Annotated in this window: 25 protein-coding genes; 4 read left to right on the top strand and 21 right to left on the bottom strand. The window is 65.0% G+C overall.

Going from position 1 to position 13,734, the window contains the following annotated elements; genetic code table 11:
* Positions 1–140 precede the first annotated feature (140 nt).
* From rplO to rpsJ, 21 genes are all read right to left on the bottom strand, one after another.
* Positions 141–584 (bottom strand): 50S ribosomal protein L15, encoded by a 444-nt coding sequence (gene rplO / locus FND50_RS13250; protein ID WP_005239667.1) that lies wholly within the window; start codon positions 582–584, stop codon positions 141–143.
* 2 nt (positions 585–586) lie between these two features.
* Entirely contained in the window at positions 587–766 is a 180-nt protein-coding gene (rpmD, locus tag FND50_RS13245; protein ID WP_005253859.1) for a 50S ribosomal protein L30, read from the bottom strand.
* Positions 766–1,422, bottom strand: a complete 657-nt coding sequence (gene rpsE, locus FND50_RS13240; protein WP_005253858.1) for a 30S ribosomal protein S5 — start codon at positions 1,420–1,422, stop codon at positions 766–768. The genes rpmD and rpsE overlap by 1 nt, the downstream gene beginning before the upstream one ends.
* Before the next feature lie 37 nt (positions 1,423–1,459).
* Positions 1,460–1,867, bottom strand: coding sequence for a 50S ribosomal protein L18 (rplR, locus tag FND50_RS13235; protein ID WP_005239660.1), 408 nt, complete (start codon positions 1,865–1,867; stop codon positions 1,460–1,462).
* A 1-nt stretch (position 1,868) separates the two neighbouring features.
* Positions 1,869–2,408, bottom strand: coding sequence for a 50S ribosomal protein L6 (gene rplF / locus FND50_RS13230; protein ID WP_005239658.1), 540 nt, complete (start codon positions 2,406–2,408; stop codon positions 1,869–1,871).
* A gap of 14 nt (positions 2,409–2,422) precedes the next feature.
* The gene (gene rpsH, locus FND50_RS13225; protein WP_005239657.1) at positions 2,423–2,821 is read right to left on the bottom strand and encodes a 30S ribosomal protein S8; all 399 of its coding nucleotides are present in this window, start codon (positions 2,819–2,821) and stop codon (positions 2,423–2,425) included.
* A 153-nt stretch (positions 2,822–2,974) separates the two neighbouring features.
* Positions 2,975–3,160 (bottom strand): type Z 30S ribosomal protein S14, encoded by a 186-nt coding sequence (locus tag FND50_RS13220; protein ID WP_005239644.1) that lies wholly within the window; start codon positions 3,158–3,160, stop codon positions 2,975–2,977.
* A 4-nt stretch (positions 3,161–3,164) separates the two neighbouring features.
* A complete protein-coding gene (gene rplE / locus FND50_RS13215) occupies positions 3,165–3,731 on the bottom strand; it encodes a 50S ribosomal protein L5 (protein ID WP_005239642.1) in 567 nt (188 codons plus the stop codon).
* 1 nt (position 3,732) lies between these two features.
* Entirely contained in the window at positions 3,733–4,050 is a 318-nt protein-coding gene (rplX, locus tag FND50_RS13210; protein ID WP_005239640.1) for a 50S ribosomal protein L24, read from the bottom strand.
* A complete protein-coding gene (gene rplN / locus FND50_RS13205; RefSeq protein WP_005239639.1) occupies positions 4,050–4,418 on the bottom strand; it encodes a 50S ribosomal protein L14 in 369 nt (122 codons plus the stop codon). Before rplN ends, rplX begins: the two co-directional genes overlap by 1 nt.
* Before the next feature lie 170 nt (positions 4,419–4,588).
* The gene (gene rpsQ, locus FND50_RS13200) at positions 4,589–4,870 is read right to left on the bottom strand and encodes a 30S ribosomal protein S17 (RefSeq protein ID WP_005239638.1); all 282 of its coding nucleotides are present in this window, start codon (positions 4,868–4,870) and stop codon (positions 4,589–4,591) included.
* A complete protein-coding gene (gene rpmC, locus FND50_RS13195) occupies positions 4,867–5,103 on the bottom strand; it encodes a 50S ribosomal protein L29 (RefSeq protein ID WP_005239637.1) in 237 nt (78 codons plus the stop codon). Before rpmC ends, rpsQ begins: the two co-directional genes overlap by 4 nt.
* Complete coding sequence (gene rplP / locus FND50_RS13190; RefSeq protein ID WP_005239636.1) at positions 5,103–5,519, bottom strand: 50S ribosomal protein L16; 417 nt, start codon at positions 5,517–5,519, stop codon at positions 5,103–5,105. The genes rpmC and rplP overlap by 1 nt, the downstream gene beginning before the upstream one ends.
* Before the next feature lie 3 nt (positions 5,520–5,522).
* On the bottom strand, positions 5,523–6,329 hold the full coding sequence (rpsC, locus tag FND50_RS13185) for a 30S ribosomal protein S3 (RefSeq protein WP_005239635.1): 807 nt from the start codon (positions 6,327–6,329) through the stop codon (positions 5,523–5,525).
* On the bottom strand, positions 6,329–6,733 hold the full coding sequence (gene rplV, locus FND50_RS13180) for a 50S ribosomal protein L22 (RefSeq protein ID WP_005239634.1): 405 nt from the start codon (positions 6,731–6,733) through the stop codon (positions 6,329–6,331). The genes rpsC and rplV overlap by 1 nt, the downstream gene beginning before the upstream one ends.
* Positions 6,730–7,011: a 30S ribosomal protein S19 gene (gene rpsS, locus FND50_RS13175; RefSeq protein ID WP_003940820.1), complete on the bottom strand. Its 282-nt coding sequence runs from the start codon at positions 7,009–7,011 to the stop codon at positions 6,730–6,732. The genes rplV and rpsS overlap by 4 nt, the downstream gene beginning before the upstream one ends.
* A gap of 13 nt (positions 7,012–7,024) precedes the next feature.
* A complete protein-coding gene (gene rplB / locus FND50_RS13170; RefSeq protein WP_005239633.1) occupies positions 7,025–7,861 on the bottom strand; it encodes a 50S ribosomal protein L2 in 837 nt (278 codons plus the stop codon).
* Positions 7,862–7,901: 40 nt separating this feature from the next.
* Positions 7,902–8,207: a 50S ribosomal protein L23 gene (gene rplW, locus FND50_RS13165; RefSeq protein WP_005239632.1), complete on the bottom strand. Its 306-nt coding sequence runs from the start codon at positions 8,205–8,207 to the stop codon at positions 7,902–7,904.
* Positions 8,204–8,893 carry a 50S ribosomal protein L4 gene (gene rplD / locus FND50_RS13160; RefSeq protein WP_005239630.1) on the bottom strand — a complete coding sequence of 230 codons (690 nt, stop codon included), beginning with the start codon at positions 8,891–8,893 and terminating at the stop codon, positions 8,204–8,206. Before rplD ends, rplW begins: the two co-directional genes overlap by 4 nt.
* Positions 8,890–9,546: a 50S ribosomal protein L3 gene (gene rplC / locus FND50_RS13155; protein WP_005239628.1), complete on the bottom strand. Its 657-nt coding sequence runs from the start codon at positions 9,544–9,546 to the stop codon at positions 8,890–8,892. The genes rplD and rplC overlap by 4 nt, the downstream gene beginning before the upstream one ends.
* Before the next feature lie 20 nt (positions 9,547–9,566).
* On the bottom strand, positions 9,567–9,872 hold the full coding sequence (gene rpsJ, locus FND50_RS13150; protein ID WP_003938093.1) for a 30S ribosomal protein S10: 306 nt from the start codon (positions 9,870–9,872) through the stop codon (positions 9,567–9,569).
* 466 nt (positions 9,873–10,338) lie between these two features.
* On the opposite strand from rpsJ, the gene FND50_RS13145 reads away from it, so the two are divergent.
* The 4 genes from FND50_RS13145 (at position 10,339) to FND50_RS13130 (ending at position 13,729) form a co-directional block, all read left to right on the top strand.
* Entirely contained in the window at positions 10,339–10,815 is a 477-nt protein-coding gene (locus FND50_RS13145) for a hotdog fold domain-containing protein (protein ID WP_144286061.1), read from the top strand.
* A gap of 288 nt (positions 10,816–11,103) precedes the next feature.
* The gene (locus tag FND50_RS13140) at positions 11,104–12,072 is read left to right on the top strand and encodes an ATP-binding cassette domain-containing protein (RefSeq protein WP_005253854.1); all 969 of its coding nucleotides are present in this window, start codon (positions 11,104–11,106) and stop codon (positions 12,070–12,072) included.
* A complete protein-coding gene (locus tag FND50_RS13135; protein ID WP_144286060.1) occupies positions 12,069–12,884 on the top strand; it encodes an ABC transporter permease in 816 nt (271 codons plus the stop codon). Before FND50_RS13140 ends, FND50_RS13135 begins: the two co-directional genes overlap by 4 nt.
* Complete coding sequence (locus tag FND50_RS13130; RefSeq protein ID WP_144286059.1) at positions 12,881–13,729, top strand: ABC transporter permease; 849 nt, start codon at positions 12,881–12,883, stop codon at positions 13,727–13,729. The genes FND50_RS13135 and FND50_RS13130 overlap by 4 nt, the downstream gene beginning before the upstream one ends.
* Positions 13,730–13,734: the final 5 nt, after the last annotated feature.

Below are 13,734 nucleotides of genomic sequence, written 5' to 3'. Positions count from 1 at the left end.
GTGAATGAACTCTAGAACTCTAACAGTGGCAACTGAACGCGCAGTTGGGAGACCTGCGGCAGTGCTGCCCGTACAGCCGCAAATGGCCGCAGTACAGCGCGAGGCTGTACTGCGGCCATCTACTGGCTAGCGGTGGTAGCTCACAGCTCGGTGGCGGTACCACCGGCAGCAGCGATCTTCTCCTTGGCGGAGCCGGTGAACTTGTCGACCGTCACCTGGACGGCGACAGTCAGGTCGCCGTCGCCGAGAACCTTGACGAGCTGGTTCTTGCGAACGGCACCCTTGGCAACGAGGTCCTCGACCGTGACCTGTCCACCCTCGGGGAACAGACGGGCGATGTCGCCGACGTTGACGACCTGGTACTCGGTGCGGAACGGGTTGGTGAAACCCTTGAGCTTGGGCAGACGCATGTGCAGCGGCATCTGTCCACCCTCGAAGGCGGCGGGCACGTTCTTGCGGGCCTTGGTGCCCTTCGTGCCGCGACCGGCGGTCTTGCCGCGCTTGCCGCCTTCACCGCGACCGACACGAATCTTGTCGGACTTGGCTCCGGGTGCGGGGCGCAGGTGATGCAGTTTGATGGTCATGGTTAGACCTCCTCAACTGTGACGAGGTGGCGCACCACGTTGATCAGACCGCGGTTCTGGGCATTGTCCTCGCGGACAACCGTCTGACGGATGCCCTTCAAGCCGAGGGTGCGCAGCGAGTTCCGCTGGTTCTGCTTGGTACCGATGGTGCTCTTGATCTGAGTGACCTTGAGTTCGGCCATTACTTCACGCTCCCAGCCTGTGCGCGCGCACGCAGCATGCCGGCGGGGGCAACGTCTTCGAGGGCGAGACCGCGGCGAGCGGCAACTTCCTCGGGGCGCTGCAGGCCCTTGAGCGCAGCAACGGTCGCATGCACAACATTGATGGCGTTGTCGCTACCGAGCGACTTCGACAGAATGTCGTGGATGCCGGCGCATTCCAGCACGGCACGCACCGCGCCACCGGCGATGACACCGGTACCGGGGCTTGCCGGACGCAGCATGACGACGCCCGCTGCGGCCTCACCCTGAACCGGGTGCGTGATGGTGCTGCCGATCATCGGAACACGGAAGAAGCTCTTGCGAGCCTCCTCGACGCCCTTCTGGATGGCCGCGGGAACTTCCTTGGCCTTGCCGTAGCCGACGCCGACCAGTCCGTTGCCGTCGCCCACGATCACCAGAGCGGTGAAGCTGAAGCGACGACCACCCTTGACGACCTTCGACACGCGGTTGATCGTGACGACGCGCTCGATGTGGTTCGACTTCTCGGCCGACTGTCCGCCGCGACGATCGTCGCGACCGCCACCACGACGGTCGCCGCCGCCGCGGTTGTCCCCCGTGTTGGGGCCATTCTGTCCGGCGGGTCCGCTTCCGCCGTCACGCCTCTGACGTCCCGGCATCAGGCTGTCCTTCCGTTCATGTACTCGGTCTTGGTCATCAGAACTTCAACCCGCCTTCGCGAGCTGCGTCCGCAAGGGCCGCGATGCGACCGTGGTAGCCGTGTCCACCGTGGTCGAACACGACGGCCTCGACACCGGCTGCCTTCGCGCGCTCGGCGATCAGCTGACCGACCTTCGCACTGAGGGCCTTCTTGTCGCCGTCCGCTGCACGCACGTCGGCCTCGGTGGTCGACGCAGCGGCCAGGGTGTGGCCTGCGAGGTCGTCCACGAGCTGGACGTGGATGTGGCGCGAGGACCGGTTGACGACCAGGCGGGGACGCTCGGGCGTGCCGGAGACCTTCTTGCGGAGACGGAAGTGACGACGCACCTTCGACAGGCGACGCTTCGTGGACGCATCCTTGCCGAGCGGAATCCGCTTGGCTTTCTGGTTTGCAGTCTGGCTCATATCACTTACCCGTCTTTCCGACCTTGCGGCGGATCTGCTCACCCTCGTAACGCACGCCCTTGCCCTTGTACGGGTCCGGACGACGGAGACGACGGATGTTGGCCGAGATCTGCCCGACCTTCTGCTTGTCGATGCCCGACACCGAGAACTTGGTGGGCGACTCGACCGCGAAGGTGATGCCTTCCGGAGCCTCGATCGGGACCGGGTGGCTGTAGCCGAGTGCGAACTCGAGGTCCTTGCCCTTGAGAGCGACGCGGTAACCGACGCCGTGAATCTCCATCTTGGTGGTGTAACCGTCGGTGACACCGGTGATGAGGTTCTGCACCAGGGTGCGAGACAGACCGTGCAGCGCGCGGCTGCGACGCTCGTCGTCCGGACGCGTCACGCTGAGCGTGCCGTCGTCGTTCTTCGCAATGGCAATCGGCTCGGAGATCGTCAGGGCCAGCGTGCCCTTGGGACCCTTGACCGTGACGTCCTGGCCGTCGATCGAGACGTCGACGCCGCCGGGGACGGTGACGGGAATCTTTCCAATACGCGACATTGTGGTGGCCTCCCTTACCAGACGTAGGCGAGGACTTCCCCGCCCACTCCTTGATTGGCCGCCTGGCGATCGGTGAGCAGGCCGGTGGACGTGGAAATGATCGCCACGCCGAGGCCGCCCAGAACCTTGGGCAGGTTGGTGGACTTCGCGTACACACGCAGACCGGGCTTGGAGACGCGACGCACGCCGGCAAGGCTGCGCTCACGACTCGGGCCGTACTTCAGGTCGACGATGAGGGTCTTGCCCACCTCGGCGTCTTCGGTGCGGTAGTCGGCGATGTAACCCTCGCGCTTGAGGATCTCGGCGATGTTCGCCTTGATCTTCGAGTGGGGCAACTTCACCTCATCGTGGTACGCCGTGTTGGCGTTGCGCAGACGCGTCAAGAAGTCTGCGATGGGGTCGGTCATGGTCATGAGGTTGACCTCTACCTTTCTCACAACGGTTCCCTCTGCCGTTTCCGGCGCAGGCCTATCGCGAAGTAGGTCTTACGTTTCCCGGTCCGAGGTTACGAACCGGAAGTCTGTGGGGGTGACGCCGCCGCCGGAGAGGGCGACGGCGTCACCGGCTCACCAGGAGCTCTTGTGAACGCCGGGCAGCTCGCCGGCGTGCGCCATCTCACGGACGCAGATTCGGCACAGGCCGAACTTGCGGAACACCGAGTGCGGACGGCCGCAGCGCTGGCAGCGGGTGTAGGCGCGCACCGCGAACTTGGGCTTCTTGTTGGCCTTGTTGACCAATGCCTTCTTAGCCATTAGCTCAGTTCTCCTTGAACGGGAAGCCGAGGTGCTTCAGCAGGGCACGGCCTTCTTCGTTGTTGGTCGCGGTGGTCACCACGGTGATGTCCATGCCGCGCGGGCGGTCGATCTTGTCCACGTCGATCTCGTGGAACATCGACTGCTCGTTCAGGCCGAACGTGTAGTTGCCGTTGCCGTCGAACTGGTTGCCCGACAGGCCGCGGAAGTCCCTGATGCGGGGAAGCGCGACGGACACGAGACGGTCCAGGAACTCCCACATGCGGTCGCCACGCAGCGTGACGCGGGCACCGATCGGCATTCCCTCGCGAAGCTTGAACTGCGCGATGGACTTGCGTGCCTTGCGGATCTCAGGCTTCTGACCGGTGATCAGAGCGAGATCGTTGACGGCACCGTTGATCAGCTTGGCGTCGCGCGCGGCGTCGCCGACACCCATGTTGACGACGACCTTGACGACGCCGGGGATCTGCATCACGTTGGCGTAGTCGAACTCGGTGTTCAGCGCAGCCTTGATCTCCTCGCGGTAGCGAGTCTTCAGGCGCGGCTGGATCTTGTTCTCAGTGGAGGTCATGTCAGATGTCCTTCCCGTTCTTCCGGGAAATCCGAACGCGCTTGCCGGACTCTTCGTCGGTCCGGTAGCCCACGCGAGTGGGGTTGCCGTCCGAGTCGACGACCGCGACGTTGGAAACGTGGATCGGGGCTTCCTGCGTGACGATGCCGCCGGAGGAAGCTCCGCGCTCGTTCGCGGAAACCGCGGTGTGCTTCTTGATGCGGTTCACGCCTTCGACGAGGACCTTGTTGGTCGCGGGGTAGGCCTGGATGACCTTGCCCTTCGCGCCCTTGTCCTTGCCGGCGATGACCAGCACGGTGTCACCCTTGTGCACCTTCATCACAGCACCTCCGGGGCGAGCGAGACGATCTTCATGAACTTCTTCTCACGCAGCTCGCGGCCGACGGGGCCGAAGATGCGGGTGCCACGGGGATCGTTGTCCGGCTTGATGAGGACGGCGGCGTTCTCGTCGAACTTGATGTACGACCCGTCCGGACGGCGACGTTCCTTGGTGGTGCGGACGATGACGGCCTTGACGACCTCGCCCTTCTTGATGTTTCCACCCGGGATGGCGTCCTTGACGGTGGCGACGATGATGTCACCGATCCCGGCGTAGCGGCGAGACGAACCACCGAGAACGCGGATGCAGAGAATCTCCTTGGCACCCGTGTTGTCGGCGACGCGCAGCCGCGACTCCTGCTGAATCACTTACTTCTCCTTGACCTGGACTGTTGCACGGCAGATTTCCGACCCGACGTGCGCGGTCTGTACCCGTGCCCTCCGAGAGGGGCCGCCCGGGTGGGCGGCACAACGGTGGGGTTGCCGTGCGTCTGCCGCAAGGCAACCCCACCATCGTACTGGATACATTATTCGGTTTCTTACTTGGCCTTCTCGAGGACCTCGACGAGACGCCAGTGCTTGGTCGCGGACAGCGGACGGGTCTCCATCAGCTGCACGCGGTCACCGATGCCTGCGACGCCGTTCTCGTCGTGCGCCTTCACCTTGCTGGTGCGCCGGATGATCTTGCCGTAGAGCGGGTGCTTGACCCGGTCTTCGAGCTCGACCACGATCGTCTTCTCCATCTTGTCGGAGACGACGTATCCGGTGCGGACCTTGCGGCTGCCGCGCTCTTCAGTGCTCACTGCTTTTTCCTCACTCATGCCGCGTCACCTGCGTCCGGACCAACGGCCAGCCCGAGCTCACGCTCACGCAGAACGGTGTAGATACGCGCGATCTCGTGACGAACGGTACGAAGTCGACGGTTGTTGTCCATCTGACCCGTGGCCATCTGGAAACGAAGGTTGAACAGCTCTTCCTTCGACTCACGAAGCCGGGTGACCAGCTCTTCTTCGGTGAGCTCGCGGAGCTCTGCGGCTGGGGTTCCAGTAGCCATCAGAACTGCTCCTCCCTTGTCACGATCCGGCACTTGCACGGGAGCTTGTGCATCGCGCGGCGCAGAGCCTCACGAGCGATCTCCTCATTGGGGTAGCTCATCTCGAACATCACGCGACCGGGCTTGACGTTCGCGATCCACCACTCGGGCGAACCCTTACCGGAACCCATGCGGGTTTCGGCCGGCTTCTTGGTGAGGGGGCGATCCGGGAAGATGTTGATCCAGATCTTGCCGCCACGCTTGATGTGCCGGGTCATGGCGATACGAGCGGACTCGATCTGCCGGTTGGTGATGTAGGCCGGCTCGAGAGCCTGGATGCCGTAGTCACCGAAGGTCACCTGGGTTCCACCCTTGGCGGCACCCGAACGGCTCGGATGGTGCTGCTTGCGGTGCTTGACCCGCCGTGGGATCAACATGCGTCAGCCCTCCTTCTGTTCAGTCGTAGCGGGTGCATCGGCAGTGGCGGTCGCTGCGCGGCCGGCCTCGGTGCTGGTCGCGGTGGTGCCGGTGGCACCGGAACGACGGGGACGGCTCGGACGCTCACGGCGCGGGCGGTCGCCTGCGGGAGCTGCCACGTTGGCGGCGAGCTCACGCTTGCCACCCACGATGTCGCCCTTGTAGATCCAGACCTTCACGCCGATGCGGCCGAAGGTGGTCTTGGCCTCGTAGAGGCCGTAGTCGATGTCCGCACGAAGCGTGTGCAGCGGCACACGGCCTTCGCGGTAGAACTCCGACCGGGACATCTCGGCGCCGCCGAGACGACCGGAGCACTGAACGCGGATTCCCTTGACGTTGGGCTGACGCATGGCCGACTGGATGGCCTTGCGCATGGCGCGACGGAAGGCGACACGGTTCGAGAGCTGCTCGGCCACACCCTGTGCGACGAGCTGAGCCTCGGCCTCGGCGTTCTTGACCTCGAGGATGTTCAGCTGGACCTGCTTGCCGGTCAGCTTCTCGAGCTCGGAACGGATGCGATCGGCTTCGGCGCCGCGGCGGCCGATGACGATGCCCGGGCGAGCGGTGTGGATGTCCACACGCACACGGTCACGGGTGCGCTCGATCTCGACCTTCGCGATGCCCGCGCGCTCCATGCCGGTGGCGAGGAGCTTACGGATCGCGACGTCTTCCTTGACGTACTCCGCGTACTGCTTGTCTGCGTACCAGCGAGACTTCCAGTCGGTGGTGATGCCGAGGCGGAAGCCGTGCGGGTTGATTTTCTGGCCCACTACTGAGCACTTCCCTTCCGGCGATTACGGGTCGATGTTCCGGTCTTCGGCAGGCTCTCCACGATCACGGTGATGTGACTGGTGCGCTTGCGGATACGGAACGCACGTCCCTGTGCACGCGGCTGGAACCGCTTGAGGGTCGCGCCCTCGTCCACGAACGCCGTGGCGACGACAAGCGTGCTCGGGTCGAGGTCGAGGTTGTTCTCGGCGTTGGCTGCTGCGGAGGCGATCACCTTGGCGACCGGCTCGCTCGCGGCCTGCGGCGCGAACTTCAGGATGTTCAGGGCGTCTTCAACCGAACGCCCGCGGACCAGGTCCACAACACGACGCGCCTTCATCGGCGTGACGCGCACGTGGCGCGCTACAGCCTTGGCGGTCGGGTTGGCGGTTTCGGTGTTGCTCATCGCCTCTTCGCCTTCCGATCATCCTTGATGTGACCCTTGAACGTGCGGGTCGGTGCAAACTCTCCGAGCTTGTGTCCGACCATCGAGTCGGAAACGAACACGGGGACGTGCTTGCGGCCGTCGTGAACCGCAAACGTGTGGCCGATGAAGTCCGGGATGATCGTGGAACGACGGGACCAGGTCTTGATGACCTGCTTGGTTCCCTTTTCGTTCTGCACGTCCACCTTCGCGAGGAGGTGGTCATCGACGAACGGGCCCTTCTTGAGGCTGCGTGGCATCCTTCACTCCCTCCTAGCGCTTGTTCTTGCCGGTACGGCGACGACGGACAATGAGCTTGTCGCTCGCCTTGTTCTTGCGGGTGCGGCCCTCGGGCTTGCCCCACGGGCTGACCGGGTGGCGACCACCGGAGGTCTTACCCTCACCACCACCGTGCGGGTGGTCGACCGGGTTCATCACGACACCACGGACGGTCGGGCGCTTGCCCTTCCAGCGCATACGGCCGGCCTTGCCCCAGTTGATGTTCGACTGTTCGGCGTTGCCGACCTCACCGATCGAGGCGCGGCAGCGAACGTCGACACGACGGATTTCGCCGGACGGCATACGCAGCGTGGCGTAGGTGCCTTCCTTACCGAGCAGCTGGATGCTGGATCCGGCCGAGCGGGCCATCTTGGCGCCGCCACCCGGGCGGAGTTCCACCGCGTGGATGGTGGTACCCGTCGGGATGTTGCGAAGGGGCAGGTTGTTGCCGGGCTTGATGTCGGCGCCTGCGCCGGATTCGACCGGAGCACCCTGGACCAGGCCCTTGGGGGCGATGATGTAGCGCTTCTCGCCGTCCGCGTAGTGCAGCAGGGCGATACGCGCGGTGCGGTTGGGGTCGTACTCGATGTGAGCGACCTTGGCCGGCACGCCGTCCTTGTCGTTGCGACGGAAATCGATCAGCCGGTAGGCGCGCTTGTGTCCGCCACCCTTGTGCCGGGTGGTGATACGACCGTGTGCGTTACGTCCACCGCGTCCGTGGAGCGGGCGAACCAGCGACTTCTCGGGGGTCGACCGAGTGATCTCGGCGAAGTCCGAGACGCTCGAGCCACGACGGCCCGGGGTAGTCGGCTTGTACTTACGGATTGCCATGAGTCTTCTCGTCCTCTATGTCTCGTCAAGTCCCGGGCGCTTACGCGACCGGTCCTCCGAAGATCTCGATGGGCTTGCTGTCGGCCGAGAGGGTCACGAGCGCGCGCTTGGTGTCCTTGCGCTTGCCGTAACCGAACCGGGTCCGCTTGCGCTTGCCCTGACGGTTGGCGGTGTTGACGCTGGTCACGGTGACGCCGAAGATCTTCTCGACGGCAATCTTGATCTGCGTCTTGTTCGAGTCCGGGTGCACCAGGAAGGTGTAGGTGCCTTCCTCGATCAGTCCGTAGGACTTCTCGGAGATGACCGGGGCGAGCAGGATGTCGCGGGGATCGGCGATGGTGCTCACTTGCCCTCCTCCTTGTTCTCTTCCTGGGCGGTCTCGGCGGGCCCGTGGATGAACGCGTTGAGCGCCTCGACGCTGAACACGACGTCATCGCTGTTGAGCACGTCGTAGGTGTTGAGCTGGTCGGGTGCAATGGGGTGCACGCCGTCCAGGTTCTGCACGCTCTTCCAGGCCGCGATGTCCTCGCGTCCGACGACGAGCAGGACCTTCTTGCGGTCCGAGATCTCGCCGAGGAAGGTGCGGGCGGACTTCGTGGACGGAGTCTGACCGGCAACCAGTTCGGTGATCACGTGGATGCGCTCGTTGCGGGCCCGGTCGGAGAGGGCTCCGCGCAGGGCGGCGGCCTTCATCTTCTTGGGGGTCCGCTGGCTGTAGTCGCGCGGCTGCGGGCCGTGGACGGTGCCACCACCGGCGAACTGCGGTGCACGGGTCGAGCCCTGACGAGCGCGGCCGGTGCCCTTCTGGCGGTATGGCTTCTTGCCACCACCGCGAACCTCGCCGCGGGTCTTGGTGGCGTGGGTGCCCTGACGTGCAGCAGCGAGCTGCGCGACGACAACCTGGTGGAGAAGCGCGATGTTGGCAGGCGCGTCGAAGATCTCCGCGGGGAGGTCGACGGTGCCGTTGGTCTTGCCGCCGGCGACCTTGACGTCCAGCGTCAGCTTGGTCGTCGATGTCTCGGTGCTGGTCATGCTCGTGCACCACCCTTCACTGCACTCTTGACGATCACGAGGCCGCCCTTGCGGCCGGGGATCGCACCCTTGATCAGCAGCAGGCCGTTCTCGGCGTCCACCTTGTGAACGGAGAGGTTCTGCGTCGTGATGCGGTCGCTACCCATGCGGCCGGACATGCGCATGCCCTTGAACACGCGGCCCGGAGTGGCGCAACCACCGATGGAACCGGGGCGACGGTGAACGGCCTGCGCACCGTGCGATGCACCCTGACCGGCGAAGCCGTGGCGCTTCATGGTTCCGGCGAAGCCCTTACCCTTGCTGGTTCCGGTGACGTCGACGTAGGCGCCGTCCTCGAAGACCTCGGCGGTAAGTTCCTGGCCGACCTCGTACTCCGAGGTGTCGGCAACGCGGAGCTCCACAACGTGGCGGCGCGGGGTGACGCCGGCCTTGGTGAACTGGCCGGAAGTCGGCTTGTTCACCTTGCGCGGGTCGATGGCGCCGAACGCGAGCTGCACGGCGCTGTAGCCGTCACGCTCTTCGGTACGAATCTGGGTCACGACGTTCGGTCCGGCCTTCACGACGGTGACCGGAACGACCCGGTTGTTCTCGTCGAAGACCTGGGTCATGCCGAGCTTGGTGCCCAGGATTCCCTTGATCTTGGTATCAGTCATTGTTTTTGTCTCCGCCGCGCTCACTGAATGTTGACGTCGACGCTGGCCGGAAGGTCGATGCGCATGAGCGCGTCAACCGTCTTGGGCGTCGGGTCGAGGATGTCGATAAGCCGCTTGTGAGTACGCATCTCGAAGTGCTCGCGCGAGTCCTTGTACTTGTGCGGCGAGCGGATGACGCAGTACACGTTCTTTTCGGTCGGCAACGGCACGGGTCCAACGACGCGGGCCCCGGTACGGGTCACCGTCTCGACGATCTTGCGCGCTGACGCGTCGATCGCCTCATGGTCGTAGGCCTTGAGCCTGATGCGGATCTTCTGTCCCGCCACGCTTAGTGTCCTTTTCTTGCCGCGTTTCGTAGTCCCACCCGAGTCGGGCCGAACTACCTCGTCTGCACAGTCCCTTACCTGGGCCGCAACTGTCCGAACGCTAGGCGACCGGGACACACCCGATCCGCTGCCGCTGTTCATCTGTCATGGTTCTCCGGTACACGCGGTCGGGCGTGTCGCCCACCCACTCATTCTCCGACCCGGAACTTTTCAGCTTTTCGGGCCGGGAACGCGCACCGGATGCACTCGAATTCGAGTGCCAGTAGGTACTGCTTCCGTCTTGCATGTGGCCGCGAGCAGGTCATGTGATCTACACCGCGACGTTTCACCCCACCTGTTTCGGGCCGCAAACGATCGCGTCCCAGACAAGGCAACCCGACCAGTATGCCGTACCGGGCGGGAGACTTCAAACCGGGCTCGATCCCTCCCGCCATCGCCCGAACTTACTCTGAAGTAAGATGCGTGGATGACGATCTCGAGTCCCACGTACGCCGCGTGGCAGAAACTCCCCGACAACGCGCTCGGACACGCCCTCTTCTCCGTCGGCATGTGTCTCCGCGTCCCCTACTTCGGCTCGGTCCTCCCCCGCGTCGTCGAGATGCGGCCCGGCCGCTGCGAGGTCCGCGCCCCGAAATGGTGGGGCGTCCGCAACCACCTGGGCACGTTCCACGCGATCGCGGCGTGCAACCTCGCCGAGGCCGCCATGGGCATGCTGTCCGAGGCGACCGTGCCCTCGACCCACCGGTGGATCCCGAAGTCGATGACGGTCCACTACCTCGCCAAGGCGAACGGAAAGCTGCGCGCCGTCGCGGAACTGCCGGAGCTGCCGGACTTCACCGCGATCACTGCGGGCACCGACGTCGTCGTGCCGGTACGCATCTTCGACGGGCAGGGGGTAGAGGTGGTTCACGCCGACATCACGACGTGGGTCACGTCGCGGTAGAACGCGAAAGGCGCATGTCGAAGCTCACATTCGTTGCGGCGTCATCGGGGGTGACCCGAATTGCCGTGTGGCACTTCCCCGGAGCCGGGACGTCGCGGCACAGCACCACCTTCCGGCCGGACGGGACCGGTTTCCGCCGCGGTCGCCGGGGCCGAAGTGGTACAGACGTCCGGCATTTATCGCGTACCTGTCTTTCCGCGTTACAGAAGATTTCCCCTCCCGTTCCTCGGGCGCGAAGGTGTTCCCCGGTCTGCCTTGATCACCCTCTTCGCGTGACATACTCGGGACATGCCAGCAGCTGACACCGCCGTTCTTGTCGAGGGAATCGAGAAATCCTTCGGTGACGTAGCAGCGCTGCGGGGTGTGAGCTTCGAGGTGCCCCGCGGCACGGTCCTGGGCATCCTGGGCCCCAACGGCGCAGGGAAGACCACCACCGTCAACGTGCTGTCCACTCTGCTGCGACCCGATGCGGGCCGCGCATTCGTCGCCGGACACGACGTCGTCGAGGAGTCGGCGAACGTCCGTCGCAGCATCATGATGACGGGCCAGTACGCCGCCCTCGACGAGTCGCTGACCGGTCGCGAGAATCTGGTGCTCTTCGGCCGCCTGATGGGCCTGCCGAAGGCGTCCGCCAAATCGCGCGCGCAGGACCTACTGACCCAGTTCGATCTGCTCGAAGCGGGCGACCGGAAGGTGTCCGGGTACTCCGGCGGCATGCGCCGGCGCGTCGACATCGCCTGTGGCCTGGTGATCCGCCCCGAGGTGGTGTTCCTCGACGAGCCCACCACCGGTCTCGACCCCCGCAGCCGCCAGGGCGTGTGGTCCCTCGTGTCCGCGCTGAAGGAGCAGGGCATCACGATCCTGCTGACCACGCAGTACCTCGAAGAGGCCGACCTGCTGAGCGACAACATCGTCGTCATCGACAAGGGCACCGTGATCGCCGAAGGCACGGCCGACGAATTGAAGGCCCGGACCGGCGGAAGCTACTGCGAGGTCGTCCCGGTGAGTCTCGACGACCTGCCGCGCGTCCGGGAGATCCTCTCGAGCCTGTGCCCACCCGGCCGGGTCATCGAAGAAGGCACCGACCGGTTGTCGATTCCCGCCGAACACGGCGCCCAGACCCTCGCCGAGGTTCTGCGCCGACTCGACCTCGCCGGGGTCACGCTCGCCGACATCGCCCTGCGGCGCCCGTCCCTCGACGACGTCTTCCTCTCCCTCACCGGTCACGTCCGCGTCGACGAGAGCCTGCCGTCGTGACGGCGCCCGCCCAGCTCGGATTCGAGAGTGCCCTCGAAGGCAGGCACCGGCGGCCGCAACCGTCGATCGTCCAGCAGTGGATTGCGATGTCCCAGCGGAATCTGCACACGATGTGGGTGTTCGGTCAGTTCTTCATCGCGGTGTTCGCCCCGCTGATCTTCACCGTCGGTTTCTATCTGCCACTGCGTCTGGTGATGAAGTTTCAGGGCATCGACTACGCGCAGTTCGTCATGCCGATCATCGTCCTGCAGGCCATGGCGTTCACCGCGATCTCGGCGGCGCACCGCGCGGCCACCGAGGCGTCGAACGGCATGAATTCCCGCTTCCAGACGATGCCGGTCGGGGCGGCGGTCCCGCTGGTCGCGCGCATGACCGCCTCCCTCGTGCACTCGACGATCTCGCTCGTCGCCGCGATCGGCTACGGATACGCGATCGGCTTCCGGTTCGACGGCGGCTTCGGGCTGACCGCGGCGTTCTGCGGGCTGGCGATGCTGATCGGGTTCACGCTCACGACGGGTGCCGATGCGCTCGGCACCCTGACCCGGAGCCCCGAGGTCACCAGTCAGGCGCTGACGCTCCCCCAGCTGATCCTCGGCATGTTCTCGTCCGGTTTCGTTCCGGTGTCGCAGTTCCCGGAGTGGGCGCAGGGCTTCGTGCGAAATCAGCCCATCTCGCAGTTCTCCTCGTCCATGCGTGCCATGACGGAAGGCACGATCACGTTCCACCAGCTGACCCCCACCCTGTTGTGGTGCGGAGGGCTGGCGCTGGTCTTCATTCCGTTGTCGATCTGGTCGAATGTGAGGCGCGGATGACCACCGAGTACCGATCCGACACACCGGCGACGGTGACCTTCCCCGAGGTGCTCGAACCCCACCCGGAGAATTCCCTCGCCGCGCTGTTCTCGCACAGCCTGCTGCAGACCAGACGACTTCTGCTCCGCTGGGCGCGCGACCCGTACACCATGCTTCAGGCGATCGTGTACCCGTCGTTGATGTTGCTGATGTTCTGGGCGGTCCTCGGGATCTCGATCACCAAGGCCACCGGGGTCAACAGCGTCTTCGGGACCGTTCCGATGATCACGCTCGTCGGCGCGATGTTCGGGTCCATCGCGGGCGGTCTGTCGCTGAAGAAGGAATGGGCGGACGGGCTCCTGAGCCGGTTCTGGGTGCTGCCCGTGCACCGCGCGTCGGGCCTGCTCAGCCGACTCATGGCCGAATCCGTGCGGATCATGCTCACCACGGTGCTGATCATCGCCGTCGGTTTCGCTATCGGGTTCCGGTTCGATCAGGGCATTCTCGCCGGTATCGCATTGATGCTCCTGCCGCTGCTGTTCGGGGTGAGTTTCGCGACGATGGTGACCGCTCTCGCCGTCAACGCGGCGAAGGCGCCGCTCGTCGAAATCCTCTCCCTGCTGTGCACCCTCCTGCTGTTCTTCAACTCGGGATTCGTACCCACAGGCGCCTACCCCACGTGGCTTCAGCCGTTCGTGGAGAACCAGCCGATGTCGTGCGCGATCGACGCGATGAAGGGACTGTCGATGGGCGGACCCGTCGCGGAACCACTGATCAAGACCATCGCGTGGTCGCTCGCCGGGCTGCTGATCTTCACCTACCCCGCGGTGCGCGGCTATCGCCGGGCCGCGGGCAACCCGGCGTAGCCACT

The sequence above is a fragment of the Rhodococcus sp. WB9 genome, assembly GCF_007558985.1.
Lineage (GTDB): Bacteria > Actinomycetota > Actinomycetes > Mycobacteriales > Mycobacteriaceae > Rhodococcus_F > Rhodococcus_F opacus.
This window is presented reverse-complemented; position numbering and strand designations above follow the sequence as displayed.